This window comes from Bacillus sp. SN32, from assembly GCF_002837495.1.
Lineage (GTDB): Bacteria > Bacillota > Bacilli > Bacillales > Bacillaceae > Bacillus > Bacillus subtilis.
This window is the reverse complement of the sequence record NZ_PJCT01000002.1, coordinates 324,991-338,906: the sequence shown is the minus strand read 5'-3', so window position 1 is coordinate 338,906 and position 13,916 is coordinate 324,991. Positions and strand designations below refer to the sequence as shown.

Annotated in this window: 12 protein-coding genes; 10 read left to right on the top strand and 2 right to left on the bottom strand. The window is 45.0% G+C overall.

Translation table 11 applies throughout. The features are described from left to right. Positions 1-69 precede the first annotated feature (69 nt). The 6 genes from ganR to ganB all read left to right on the top strand — a co-directional run bounded on the left by ganR (position 70) and on the right by ganB (position 8,071). The gene (ganR, locus tag CW370_RS10130; protein ID WP_101169618.1) at positions 70-1,062 is read left to right on the top strand and encodes a galactan degradation operon transcriptional regulator GanR; all 993 of its coding nucleotides are present in this window, start codon (positions 70-72) and stop codon (positions 1,060-1,062) included. A gap of 141 nt (positions 1,063-1,203) precedes the next feature. Further along, a complete protein-coding gene (gene ganS, locus CW370_RS10125; RefSeq protein WP_101169617.1) occupies positions 1,204-2,469 on the top strand; it encodes an arabinogalactan oligomer ABC transporter substrate-binding protein GanS in 1,266 nt (421 codons plus the stop codon). Positions 2,470-2,508: 39 nt separating this feature from the next. Beyond that, positions 2,509-3,765, top strand: coding sequence for an arabinogalactan oligomer ABC transporter permease GanP (gene ganP / locus CW370_RS10120; protein ID WP_029946017.1), 1,257 nt, complete (start codon positions 2,509-2,511; stop codon positions 3,763-3,765). A gap of 3 nt (positions 3,766-3,768) precedes the next feature. Then, positions 3,769-4,620 (top strand): arabinogalactan oligomer ABC transporter permease GanQ, encoded by an 852-nt coding sequence (gene ganQ, locus CW370_RS10115; protein WP_014478026.1) that lies wholly within the window; start codon positions 3,769-3,771, stop codon positions 4,618-4,620. A gap of 18 nt (positions 4,621-4,638) precedes the next feature. Further along, positions 4,639-6,702 carry a beta-galactosidase GanA gene (ganA, locus tag CW370_RS10110; protein ID WP_101169616.1) on the top strand — a complete coding sequence of 688 codons (2,064 nt, stop codon included), beginning with the start codon at positions 4,639-4,641 and terminating at the stop codon, positions 6,700-6,702. A 79-nt stretch (positions 6,703-6,781) separates the two neighbouring features. After that, a complete protein-coding gene (gene ganB, locus CW370_RS10105) occupies positions 6,782-8,071 on the top strand; it encodes an arabinogalactan endo-beta-1,4-galactanase (protein ID WP_101169615.1) in 1,290 nt (429 codons plus the stop codon). A gap of 52 nt (positions 8,072-8,123) precedes the next feature. On the opposite strand, the gene rsbP is transcribed toward ganB, so the two are convergent. Continuing rightward, positions 8,124-9,335 carry a phosphoserine phosphatase RsbP gene (gene rsbP, locus CW370_RS10100; RefSeq protein WP_101169614.1) on the bottom strand — a complete coding sequence of 404 codons (1,212 nt, stop codon included), beginning with the start codon at positions 9,333-9,335 and terminating at the stop codon, positions 8,124-8,126. A gap of 35 nt (positions 9,336-9,370) precedes the next feature. Further along, positions 9,371-10,180 (bottom strand): sigma factor SigB/phosphatase RsbP regulator RsbQ, encoded by an 810-nt coding sequence (gene rsbQ, locus CW370_RS10095; protein ID WP_101169613.1) that lies wholly within the window; start codon positions 10,178-10,180, stop codon positions 9,371-9,373. A 283-nt stretch (positions 10,181-10,463) separates the two neighbouring features. On the opposite strand from rsbQ, the gene CW370_RS10090 reads away from it, so the two are divergent. From CW370_RS10090 to yvfU, 4 genes are read left to right on the top strand one after another with little or no spacing between them, the layout of a single operon-like run. Then, complete coding sequence (locus CW370_RS10090; protein ID WP_101169612.1) at positions 10,464-11,369, top strand: ABC transporter ATP-binding protein; 906 nt, start codon at positions 10,464-10,466, stop codon at positions 11,367-11,369. After that, the gene (locus CW370_RS10085; RefSeq protein ID WP_024571740.1) at positions 11,370-12,107 is read left to right on the top strand and encodes an ABC transporter permease; all 738 of its coding nucleotides are present in this window, start codon (positions 11,370-11,372) and stop codon (positions 12,105-12,107) included. Between the two features lie 3 nt (positions 12,108-12,110). Continuing rightward, complete coding sequence (gene yvfT / locus CW370_RS10080) at positions 12,111-13,226, top strand: two-component system sensor histidine kinase YvfT (RefSeq protein ID WP_134154479.1); 1,116 nt, start codon at positions 12,111-12,113, stop codon at positions 13,224-13,226. A 16-nt stretch (positions 13,227-13,242) separates the two neighbouring features. Further along, positions 13,243-13,845 carry a two-component system response regulator YvfU gene (gene yvfU, locus CW370_RS10075; RefSeq protein WP_015251201.1) on the top strand — a complete coding sequence of 201 codons (603 nt, stop codon included), beginning with the start codon at positions 13,243-13,245 and terminating at the stop codon, positions 13,843-13,845. Positions 13,846-13,916 lie beyond the last annotated feature (71 nt).

The window sequence follows — 13,916 nt, the reverse complement described above, 5'->3', positions numbered from 1 at the left end:
GACATTTGCGAAAAAGAAAGTAAAATATTTTACTAAAACAATGCGAGCTGAATAATGGAGGCAGATGCAATGGCGACAATTAAAGATATCGCGCAGGAAGCGGGATTTTCAATCTCAACCGTTTCCCGCGTTTTAAATAACGATGAAAGCCTTTCTGTTCCTGATGAAACACGGGAGAAAATCTATGAAGCGGCGGAAAAGCTCAATTACCGCAAAAAAACAGTAAGGCCGCTGGTGAAACATATTGCGTTTTTATATTGGCTGACAGATAAAGAAGAATTAGAAGATGTCTATTTTAAAACGATGAGATTAGAAGTAGAGAAACTGGCGAAAGCATTCAATGTCGATATGACCACTTATAAAATAGCGGATGGAATCGAGAGCATTCCTGAACATACGGAAGGGTTTATTGCCGTCGGCACATTTTCAGATGAAGAGCTGGCTTTCCTCAGAAATCTCACTGAAAACGGCGTGTTCATCGATTCAACTCCTGATCCCGATCATTTTGACTCGGTAAGGCCCGATTTGGCACAAATGACAAGGAAGACGGTAAACATCCTGACTGAGAAGGGGCATAATAGCATCGGTTTTATCGGCGGCACATACAAAAATCCGAATACCAATCAGGATGAAATGGACATCCGTGAACAAACCTTCAGATCCTATATGAGGGAAAAAGCCATGCTGGACGAGCGCTATATTTTCTGTCATCGCGGATTCTCTGTAGAAAACGGCTACCGCCTGATGTCAGCAGCGATCGACACATTAGGCGATCAGCTTCCGACTGCTTTTATGATTGCAGCGGACCCGATTGCAGTGGGCTGTCTGCAAGCCCTGAACGAAAAAGGAATTGCCATACCAAACAGGGTAAGCATTGTGAGTATCAACAACATCAGCTTCGCGAAGTATGTCTCGCCTCCTCTGACGACGTTTCATATTGATATACATGAATTATGTAAAAATGCTGTTCAATTACTGCTTGAACAAGTGCAGGACAAGAGAAGAACGGTAAAAACATTATATGTGGGCGCAGAATTAATCGTCAGGAAGAGTATGAATTAAGGATGACTTAGGACACTAAGTCATTTTTTATTTAAGTAAAAAAATTTACTCTGTGAGGTAAATAGTTTGTTTACACATTTTCTCAGGCGTGCTATATTATCTTTAAAAGCGCTTTCATTCCTACCGAAAGGGTGACAATCAATGAAAATGGCAAAAAAGTGTTCCGTATTCATGCTCTGCACAGCTGTCAGTTTATCCTTGGCGGCTTGCGGCCCAAAGGAAAGCAGCAGCGCCAAATCGAGTTCGAAAGGATCAGAGCTTGTTGTATGGGAGGATAAAGAAAAGAGCATCGGCATTAAAGAGGCCGTTGCTGCGTTTGAAAAAGAGCATGATGTGAAGGTCAAAGTCGTTGAAAAACCGTATGCCAAGCAGATTGAAGATTTGCGAATGGACGGACCGGCCGGCACAGGCCCTGACGTGTTAACAATGCCAGGAGACCAAATCGGAACCGCTGTCACGGAAGGATTACTCAAGGAATTACATGTCAAAAAAGACGTTCAATCACTTTATACTGACGCTTCCATTCAGTCTCAAATGGTAGATCAAAAGCTTTATGGAATGCCAAAAGCGGTCGAAACGACTGTGCTTTTTTACAACAAAGATCTCATCACAGAAAAGGAATTGCCCAAAACGCTGGAAGAGTGGTACGACTATTCCAAAAAGACTGCTGACGGCAGCAAATTTGGCTTTTTAGCCCTATTCGATCAAATTTATTATGCAGAAAGTGTGATGAGCGGATATGGCGGATACATTTTTGGAAAGGCCAAAGATGGGAGCTATAACCCGTCAGACATTGGAATCAATAATGAAGGAGCTGTCAAAGGTGCGGCGCTGATTCAGAAGTTTTACAAAGATGGCTTGTTCCCGGCTGGCATTATTGGAGAACAAGGGATTAACGTATTGGAATCGCTGTTCACAGAAGGAAAAGCCGCCGCAATTATTTCTGGGCCATGGAATGTAGAAGCTTTTTCGAAAGCAGGAATCAATTATGGCATTACGAAACTGCCGAAGCTGGAAAATGGGAAAAACATGAGCTCCTTTATCGGCGTTAAAAGCTACAACGTTAGTGCATTTTCAAAGAATGAAGAGCTGGCGCAAGAATTAGCCGTTTTCCTGGCAAATGAAAAAAATTCTAAAACACGATATGAAGAGACGAAAGAAGTTCCTGCTGTGAAATCCCTAGCCAATGACCCGGCTATTATGAAAAGCGAGGCGGCACGGGCTGTTACTGAACAATCCCGTTTCTCAGAGCCAACACCAAATATTCCGGAAATGAATGAAATATGGACGCCGGCTGATTCAGCATTACAGACGGTTGCAACAGGGAAGGCGGATCCGAAACAAGCATTGGATCAAGCCGCTGAAACCGCCAAAGGACAAATTAAGGCAAAGCACAGCGGAAAATAAAGAGGAAGCTAGATTTGTATTGTAAGAGAGGTGAAAACGGTGCAGCATCGTCAAGTCGCTTTGTTGCTTTCTATCATCCCGGGGCTCGGGCAATTTTATAACAAGCAATGGATAAAAGGTATTGTCTTTCTTTTCTTAGGCGCATCGTTTTTTGCGGTCTTTGGAGATCTGCTCAATATGGGGTTTTGGGGAATCTTTACACTGGGAACAGAAGTGCCGCGGGATAATTCCGTTTTTCTGCTGGCGGAAGGAATTATCGCTGTCATCGTGACCTGCTTTGGCCTTGCGGTGTATTATGTGAATCTTCGCGATGCGTTCCAAAGCGGAAAACAGCGTGATGAAAATAAGCCATTAAGTTCCTTAAAGGAACAATACCAACATATCATTTCTGAGGGCTATCCTTATGTCGTCAGCGGCCCATCTTTGTTTATTTTAATTTTCGCCGTGATCTTTCCTATCTTATTCAGCTTTGCATTAGCGTTTACAAACTATGATTTGTATCATTCTCCTCCTGCAAAATTAATTGATTGGGTCGGTTTTCAAACGTTCGCAAATATTTTCACAGTTGATATTTGGAGGTCGACTTTTTTTGATGTACTGGCTTGGACGGTGGTTTGGACACTTGCTGCATCCACACTGCAAGTCAGCTTGGGGATTTTTCTCGCGATCATTGTTAACCAGAAAGACCTTCGGTTTAAACGTTTTTTTCGGACCATTCTGATTTTGCCATGGGCCGTTCCCGGTTTTGTGACGATTTTAATTTTTGCGGGACTGTTTAATGATAGCTTCGGTGCGATGAATCACGACATCTTGGCTTTCTTTGGGATAGATCCGCTTCCGTGGATGACAGATGCCAATTGGTCGAGGCTTGCGTTGATTCTCATGCAGGGCTGGCTCGGATTTCCGTACATCTTTCTCGTCTCAACAGGCGTATTGCAATCCATCCCGGACGATCTGTATGAAGCAGCTACGATTGATGGCGCTTCTGTCTTTTCAAAGCTGAGATACATCACGCTTCCGATGGTGTTCATTGCAATGGCTCCGATTATCATTACTCAGTTTACGTTTAACTTTAATAACTTTAATATTATCTATCTATTCAATGGCGGAGGTCCGGCTGTAACCGGATCAACAGCCGGCGGGACAGATATCCTCGTTTCATGGATTTATAAATTGACAATGCAGTCAAGCCAATATTCACTTGCTGCGGCTTTAACCATTTTATTATCTGTATTTGTTATCTCCATCGCATTGTGGCAGTTCAGACAGACAAAGTCTTTTAAAGAGGAGGCATAAGGCATGCTGGCAGATATGAAGGTCAGAAAATATATCCGTCTCCTTTTCTCTTACTTGTTGCTAGCCTTTATGGCGGTCATCATTGTTTATCCTCTCCTTTGGACAGCAGGCGCAAGCTTTAACCCTGGCAACAGCTTAATCAGTACATCCATCATTCCGAAGCATCCGACATTCGACCATTACAAGGAATTATTTGCGGGCAAAGAAAGCCTTCAATATGTGCAGTGGTATGTCAACTCAATGAAGATCAGCCTGTTTACAATGGCAGGGTCTTTGCTCTGTGTGACGTTTACAGCCTATGCGTTTTCGCGCTTTCGCTTCAAAGGCAGGAAATACGCTTTAACGCTCTTTTTATTGCTGCAGATGATTCCTCAGTTTTCAGCTTTAATTGCCTTGTTTGTGCTGGCGCAAATCTTGGGAATGATCAATAGCCATTGGCTGCTAATCTTGCTTTATATCGGCGGCCTGATCCCGATGAATACGTATTTGATGAAAGGGTATATGGATTCCATTCCGATGGATTTAGACGAAAGCGCCAAGATTGACGGAGCCAGCAGCACCAGAATTTTCTTCCAGATCATTCTGCCATTATCAAAACCGATGGCGGCAGTCGTGGCCATGAACGGCTTTACCGGTCCGCTCGGAGATTTTGTGCTGTCCTCAACCATATTGAGAACGCCTGAATCATATACATTGCCCGTCGGTCTATTCAATTTAGTGAATGATGTCATGGGGGCCAGCTATACGACATTTGCGGCCGGAGCCCTGCTTATCAGCATACCGGTTGCCGTTATCTTTATCATGCTGCAAAAGAATTTTGTATCCGGATTAACCGCAGGCGGAACGAAGGGCTAAGAGAACAAGGAGGAGAATGTGATGTCAAAGCTTGAAAAAACGCACGTAACAGAAGCGAAATTTATGCTCCATGGGGGAGACTACAACCCCGATCAGTGGCTGGATCGGCCCGATATTTTAGCTGACGATATCAAACTGATGAAGCTTTCTCATACGAATACGTTTTCTGTCGGCATTTTTGCATGGAGCGCACTTGAGCCGGAGGAGGGCATATATCAATTTGAATGGCTGGATGATATTTTTGAGCGGATTCACAGTATAGGCGGCCGGGTCATATTAGCAACGCCGAGCGGAGCCCGTCCGGCCTGGCTGTCGCAAACCTATCCGGAAGTTTTGCGCGTCAATGCCTCCCGCGTCAAACAGTTGCACGGCGGAAGGCACAACCACTGCCTCACATCTAAAGTCTACCGAGAAAAAACACGGCACATCAACCGCTTATTAGCAGAACGATACGGACATCACCCGGCGCTGTTAATGTGGCACATTTCAAACGAATACGGGGGAGATTGCCACTGTGATCTATGCCAGCATGCTTTCCGGGAGTGGCTGAAATCGAAATATGACAACAGCCTCAAGACATTGAACCATGCGTGGTGGACTCCTTTTTGGAGCCATACGTTCAATGACTGGTCACAAATTGAAAGCCCTTCGCCGATCGGTGAAAATGGCTTGCATGGCCTGAATTTAGATTGGCGCCGGTTCGTCACCGATCAAACGATTTCGTTTTATAAAAATGAAATCATTCCGCTGAAAGAATTGACGCCTGATATCCCTATCACAACGAATTTTATGGCTGACACAGCGGATTTGATCCCGTATCAGGGCCTCGACTACAGCAAATTTGCAAAGCATGTCGATGTCATCAGCTGGGACGCTTATCCTGTCTGGCACAATGACTGGGAAAGCACAGCTGATTTGGCGATGAAGGTCGGTTTTATCAACGACCTGTACCGAAGCTTGAAGCAGCAGCCTTTCTTATTAATGGAGTGTACGCCAAGCGCGGTCAATTGGCATAACGTCAACAAGGCAAAGCGCCCGGGCATGAATCTGCTGTCATCCATGCAAATGATTGCCCACGGCTCGGACAGCGTTCTCTATTTCCAATACCGCAAATCACGGGGGTCATCAGAAAAATTACACGGAGCGGTTGTGGATCATGACAATAGCCCGAAGAACCGCGTCTTTCAAGAAGTGGCCAAGGTAGGTGAGACATTGGAACGGCTGTCCGAAGTTGTCGGAACGAAGAGGCCGGCTCAAACCGCGATTTTATATGACTGGGAAAATCATTGGGCGCTCGAGGATGCTCAGGGGTTTGCGAAGGCGACAAAACGTTATCCGCAAACGCTTCAGCAGCATTACCGCACATTCTGGGAACACGATATCCCTGTCGACGTCATCACGAAAGAACAAGACTTTTCACCATATAAACTGCTGATCGTCCCGATGCTGTATTTAATCAGCGAGGACACCATTTCCCGTTTAAAAGCGTTTACGGCTGACGGCGGCACCTTAGTCATGACGTATATCAGCGGGGTTGTGAATGAGCATGACTTAACATACACAGGCGGATGGCATCCGGATCTTCAAGCTATATTTGGAGTTGAGCCTCTTGAAACGGACACCCTGTATCCGAAGGATCGAAACGCTGTCAGCTACCGCAGCCAAATATATGAAATGAAGGATTATGCAACCGTGATTGATGTAAAGACAGCTTCAGTGGAAGCGGTGTATCAAGAAGATTTTTATGCGCGCACGCCAGCGGTCACAAGCCATGAGTACCAGCAGGGCAAGGCGTATTTTATCGGCGCGCGTTTGGAGGATCAATTTCAGCGTGATTTCTATGAGGGTCTGATCACAGACCTGTCTCTTTCTCCAGTTTTTCCGGTTCGGCACGGAAAAGGCGTCTCCGTACAAGCGAGGCAGGATCAGGACAATGATTATATTTTTATCATGAATTTCACGGAAGAAAAACAGCTGGTCACGTTTGATCAGAGTGTGAAGGACATGATGACAGGAGACATATTGTCAGGCGACCTGACGATGGAAAAGTATGAAGTGAGAATTGTCGTAAACACACATTAGGCTGATGCTCCGCTCGATATGGGCGGATTCTTTTTTCTATAGAATGAAACCGCTTACTAAGTCTTGGGGGGATGAAATCATGAAAAGCAAAGTGAAAATGTTCTTTGCGGCTGCCATCGTGTGGAGTGCATGTAGTTCAACAGGATATGCCGCTGCCATTGAGAAGGAGAAGCACGTGTCAGAGCTTCGGGCAGAGGATCTTTTTGTTAAAAAAGTAGAGGGAATGAACAAGGACTTTATCAAAGGGGCAGATGTATCCAGCGTTATTGCTTTGGAAAACAGCGGTGTCACCTTTTACAATACAAGCGGAAAACGCCAGGACATCTTTACAACCTTAAAACAGGCTGGGGTCAACTATGTTCGCGTCCGCATCTGGAATCACCCGTATGATTCAAATGGCAATGGGTATGGCGGGGGGAACAATGATGTTCAAAAAGCCATCGAAATCGGAAAAAGAGCGACAGCGAACGGAATGAAGGTGCTGGCCGACTTTCACTACTCTGATTTCTGGGCCGATCCAGCGAAACAAAAGGTGCCCAAAGCCTGGGCGAATCTCAGCTTTGAAGCAAAAAAAGCAAAGCTCTATGAGTATACGAAACAAAGCCTGCAAAAGATGATCAAGGAAGGCGTTGACATCGGCATGGTTCAGGTCGGAAATGAAACAACAGGAGGATTTGCCGGTGAGACTGATTGGACGAAGATGTGCCAATTATTTAATGAAGGAAGCCGAGCGGTCAGGGAGACAAATTCAAATATTTTGGTCGCCCTGCATTTTACCAATCCTGAAACGGCTGGAAGGTATTCATTTATTGCGGAAACACTCAGCAAAAACAAAGTGGATTATGATGTGTTTGCGAGCTCCTATTATCCTTTCTGGCATGGGACATTACAAAATTTGACCTCCGTGCTGAAGGCTGTTGCCAATACTTACGGCAAAAAAGTCATGGTGGCGGAGACATCGTACACCTATACCGCTGAGGATGGCGATGGGCATGGAAATACAGCACCAAAAAGCGGGCAGACGCTGCCATATCCAATTTCTGTTCAAGGCCAGGCAACTGCAGTAAGAGATGTAATGGAGGCAGTGGCGAATACGGGCAAAGCAGGACTTGGTGTTTTCTACTGGGAGCCGGCGTGGATTCCGGTCGGGCCGCAGACACAGATAGAGAAAAACAAAGTGTTATGGGAAACATACGGGTCAGGGTGGGCTTCCAGCTACGCTGCTGAATACGATCCTGAAGACGCCGGGAAGTGGTATGGGGGAAGTGCTGTAGATAATCAAGCTTTATTTGATTTTAATGGACACCCGCTGCCTTCCTTGCAGGTGTTTCAATATGCGGAGTCAGGACATATTCCAAAGAAACGCTGAAACAAAAAATCCATGAGATGTAACAAATCATTGTTATGTCTCATGGATCATTTTATTTTACATCAACTAATATAAAACATTCGTCATCACTCTTATGATGAGCTTCCTTTTGATGCTGCAGTGATGTAAGGATTTTCTCCTTCTGGTCAGCGATCGGCGAATCAGGATGATCCTTTAGTAAATCATATAAATAACATGAAGCCGTAGGATCCATCACGCCATCTGTATACAGAAGCAATCTTCCGCCCTCCGTGTATGAAAGGCTGCTTGACTGAAATACTAAGTCTTCAAACATTCCGATCGGAGGCGAAGTCGCGTGAAGCAGATGTTGAGCTCCGCTATCGTCCTGCCAAAGTGCCGGCGGATGCCCTGCGTTGACATAATCAATTCTTTGCCGTGCTATATCAATCTCGAGATAAATAGCAGTGCAATAATGTCTTGCTTCCTCATCATTTTGAAACAAGCTGTGAAGGTGCCGGTCTAATTCCTTCATAACTTTAACGGGGCTGAGACCTTGCGTGATCTGGCGCTGGAACAAAGGATGAAGAGACATCGTAATCAATGCAGATGAAATTCCGTGCCCCATCACATCAAGGATAATAATGCCGTAACGGTGTTCATCGATTTGATAATATCCGTAAAGATCACCTGACAATTCACTCGATGCGTTGTAATAAGAGTCAATCTGAACCTGATCGTTTACAATCGGTTCAGTCAACGAGTTTTTCTGGATCTTTCTGGCGAGTTCAAGCTCTCTTTTGGTGTTTAATTTAAATTGTTGATTTTGTTTATTGATCTCAAGAAGTTCTTCTTGTTTTGCTTTAAGCGTTTCCAAGGCAATTTCTAACTCCGCATTGGCTTTCTGTTTGGCAAGCAAAGCTTCTTGGGCCTCATTTCTGGCTATCAGCAGCTCATTTTCATATTCATTTCGCTTTCGCATTGGAATAAGAACACAATCAAAGACAGAAGCCCCGCTATCGTGTCTCGCAATAGCATTGATAAGGACGGGAATTTCTTCTCCATCTCTTGCTTTCAGGGAAATGTATATTTCTTCGATGTGATGCTCCAATTTCAAAAGCGGAAAAAAATAAAGCTGGCAGAAAAGCTGTGCGGGAATGGTCAACATCATATTCATGTGCTGGCCGATAACCTGCTCCGGTTCATAATCCAGAATCTTGATAAGGGTGCGGTTGGCAGCTATGATCGACCCCTCTTCTGACAAAGCGAGGAAACCGCATGGTGCATCATTCAATTGTTTGTCCATCTAAGAGGGTCACCTCTATCCCTTTCGTTCCTATATCACACGTGTGCTTTTAAATAATCGCCGATCAGCTGTATCGTCTCATCTGGATGGCTCATATGAGGGCAATGTCCGCGAGCCTCCATTTGTTTCAGACTGCTATAAGGCAGATGCTGATGCATATACTTACCTACTGTTGCAGGTGCGATGATATCATCTGCACATTGGAGAATAAGAGAGGGAACCGTTACCTTCGAAAGATCCTCTCGGTGATCAGAAAAAAACGCCGCTTTCGCGAATTGGCGGGCAATGACAGGATCAGTAGAACAAAAACGGCTTTCAAGCTCTTCCTTAATTTCAGGCCGATCTGGCTGATTCAGAACGGTTGCCGCAAATACAGTCGCCCAGCCGATATAATTTTTCTCCATCATCTTCAGCAAGCCAAGGAGCTGCTCCTCTTCAAATCCTCCGTAATACTCAGGCGGATCATTCAAATAGCAAGGAGAAGGCCCCACCATCACCAGATGGGAAAAAAGCTCCGGGCGGCGGATGGATGCAAGCATCCCAATCAAGGCTCCGACGGAGTGCCCCACAAACACGGTTTCCTTCAGATCTAAAGCTTCACAAACATCAAGAACATCCTGGGCATAGCCGTCAAGTGTCTGGTAACGATTCAGGTCATATGCGCGCAAATCTGAATGTCCCGAACCGACGTAATCAAATAAAATCACCCGATGATCTTCTTCAAAGGCAGGTGCCACGGCATTCCACACGCTTTGATCGCATCCAAAACCAGGTGCGAACATGATAGATGCTTTGCCGCTGCCTTTCACCTTCACATGATTTCTAGACAAAATCGCTTCGTTCATGATTGGCTCCTTTCAGCCGGAAAGTAATATAAAGTTCAATATTTCTATCATAACACTCGGATGGTTTGAAGAGTGTATCTTTCTATGAATGTCACAGCAGTTTAAAAGAAAGAGGACATGGGAGATAGAAAAGATGGATGAATTGGAAGATGCAGGAGGAGGATTGCCTAGACACCGGGGTGAGAAAAAAATGACATTTGTCACTCCATCATCATGACACCCCATACTAACATCGTCTTCTCCGTCATTTTACAATCAATGTAAACGATCAGGAGGTGCTCATGTGATGAAAGAAGCAGTAACAGTAAGCAACGTGACAAAACATTTCCAGCGAAAAACCGCTGTAAACAACATCAGCTTCAGTATTGAAAAAGGAGAAATTGCAGCCATTCTCGGGCCAAATGGGGCAGGGAAGACGACCGTCATCTCGATGATATTAGGATTGCTGAAACCGAGTGAGGGAGAAATCAAACTATTTAACCGGGTTCCCGATGATCAACAGGTTCGTGAAAAAATAGGTGTAATGCTTCAGGAAGTAAGTGTCATGCCGGGCCTTAAGGTGGATGAAATCCTTGAACTCTTCCGGAGCTATTATCCGAATCCATTGTCCATGAAAGAACTCGTTTCGTTAACAGCACTCACCAAAGAAGATTTGAAAACAAGAGCAGAAAAATTATCCGGCGGACAAAAACGCCGTTTGAGCTTTGCTTTGGCTCTTGCCGGGAACCCGGAGCTGCTTATACTTGATGAACCGACAGTCGGCATGGACACTTCATCAAGACACCGATTCTGGCAGACCATTCACGGACTGTCGGACCAAGGAAAAACGATTATTTTTTCAACTCATTATTTACAGGAAGCAGATGATGCCGCACAGCGAATCCTATTTTTTACTGAAGGACGGCTTGTTGCAGACGGCTCACCAATGCAAATCCGCTCAAGAATTCAAAAACAGTCTGTTTCCTTTACGCTTCATCCAAGTGAATCATTGGAAAGGCTGTCTTGTCACCCGGAAGTCGAGAGAGTGATCCACGAGCATGAGAGAACCATCATCCAGACATCAAATACAGACAAAGTGTTGGCGCTGATCTTTCAAGAAAACATCCCAGCACGAAATATTCGAATTGAGCAAGCGACGCTCGATGAGGCATTTCGCCAGCTGGCTGACGGCAACAGGGAGGCGATGTGAGTGAACATGCTGCAAAAGCAAAGCATCGCTGAAATGAAAAGGGTGCTTAGGAACAAGTATTTTGTGCTTTGGTCTCTGATCATGCCGATTGCCTTTTATTATTTCTTTACAAATGTAGTGAATACCAACGTCCCTGATCAACGTGCATGGGAAGCCCATTACCTGATGTCGATGACAGTCTTCAGCGTGATGGGTTCCTCTATCATGACGCTTGGCATCCGAATGGTACAAGAACGGTCACAAGGCTGGGCCGCCTTTATCCGCCTTACGCCTCTTCCGGATCATATCTATTTATCAGCTCAGATGATCGGCCAAAGTGTCATTCACGTTTTATCAATTACCGTCATATTTCTGTTCGGCGCAATCATCAATGATATTGCCTTGTCACCGTTTGAATGGTTGATGAGCGGACTGTGGATTTTGTTTGGCGCATTGCCTTTTTTAGCATTAGGCACACTAATCGGCCTCATGAGAAAAGTAGAAACAGCGGCCGGAATCAGTAATGTGCTTTATATGCTGCTGGCTTTAGGCGGAGGGATGTGGATGCCGTTTGAGGTCATGCCTGACATGATGCAGAGCATTGGCCAGTGGCTTCCGTCTTATCATTTCGGGAGCGGAGCGTGGGAACTTGTCCGGGGTGGGAGTCCGACTTGGAAAAATATTCTGATATTAATCGCTTATATGATGCTCTTCATGCTACTATCTAAATACATAAGAAGAAAACAAGAAGCGGTGTAATACATGAAAAAGGCAATATCTATTTTCCCGAAGGAATTCGGGTTTTTCCCTTATATCTTTCTGGTGTATACGATTATGCCGTTCCTCTCTTTATTAAAAGAATCAGGTGTCAAACAGGGGATCGGATATGGTATGCTGCTCCTTTTTGTAGCGGCATATCGCCAGTTATTCTGCAGCGTGGGCAAAGCTTCGTTTACATATTGGCTTATCGTGCAAATGGCGGTTATTTTGATGTATAGTGTGTTTTACAATATCACCTATATATACTTAGGTTTTTTCCCGGCAAACTTTGTTGGCTATTTCAAAGAGAAAACGAATTTTAACCGTGCGTTCTGCGCTTTAATCTTTATACTGCTTTTTCCATGCCTATACCAATTTATCGCGAATTCGGTCTCGCTCCGGGAGCTTTTATCTGTTCTCCCGTTTCTCGTCATTATGCTTATTTCTCCATTCGGCATTCGTTCTATGTTTCGGAGAATTGAGCTTGAAAATAAGCTTGCACAAGCCAACGAACAGATAAAAGAACTCTCTAAAAGAGAGGAGCGTGTTCGAATCGCCCGTGATCTTCACGATACTCTTGGCCACACCCTGTCGCTGCTTACATTAAAAAGCCAGCTCATTCAGCGGCTGGCTGCATCTGATCCAGAACGGACCAAGCTTGAGGCAAAAGAAATGGAAACCAGCTCACGATCCGCACTCAAGCAAGTTCGAGAGCTGGTTTCTGATATGAGGACGGTCACGATAACAGAGGAGCTCGTAAACATTCAGCACATATTAAGAGCGGGGAACATTACCTTTCAATACGAAGGAGCCGACGACTTTTCAGCGATATCTCCCGTCACTCAAAATATTATCAGTATGTGTATGCGGGAAGCCGTGACTAACATTATCAAGCACAGCAAAGCAACCCACTGTGCCATCACCATTTCTCAGTTTGCTGACAAAATGAGGATCGTGATACGGGATGACGGAAAGGGAGCGCCGAAGGAGAAAATGTTTGGGAATGGCCTGCGGGGAATGGAAGAACGGCTCATGCTCATTGAAGGGGGATTAACGGTTTCAGATCATAACGGAACGGTTGTGGCACTGACGATTCCGCTTATTAAAAAAGCAGAATGATTGGAGGACGAAAAGAATGATTCGTCTGTTTATTGCTGAGGACCAGCGAATGCTTTTAGGCGCTTTGGGATCTTTGCTTGATTTAGAAGAGGATATGACAGTCATCGGACAAGCATTAAACGGGGAAGAGGCGCTACATGCTATTTTGAAGCTGGAGCCGGATGTATGCATTATGGACATTGAAATGCCGGTTCGAAGCGGGCTGGATGTGGCAGAGGAATTAATGAAAAAAGGCTGCGTCAGCAAGGTCATTATTTTAACCACCTTTGCTCGCCCCGGATATTTTGAACGCGCCGTAAAGGCCGGTGCACATGGCTATCTGCTGAAAGACGGCGAAATTGACGATCTGGCCGATGCCATTCGAAAATGTGTAAAGGGAAAACGTGTCTTCAGCCCTGAGCTGACGTTTAATATGATGCGAGACGAAAATCCGCTAACCGTTAGAGAGCAAGAAATTCTGAGGCTTGCGGCTTTAGGCAAGACAACAAAAGACATTACGCTGGAGCTCTATTTATCTCAAGGCACAGTTCGAAACTATATCTCAGAAATCATCCAAAAGCTTAATGCGAAAAATCGGACAGAAGCCGCCAGCATCGCTGAGGAAAAGGGCTGGATTTAACCATATACTGCACTCCTGGGAGATCGGGAGTGTTTTTATATGCCACAAATGAAAATATCCCTAGAAAACCC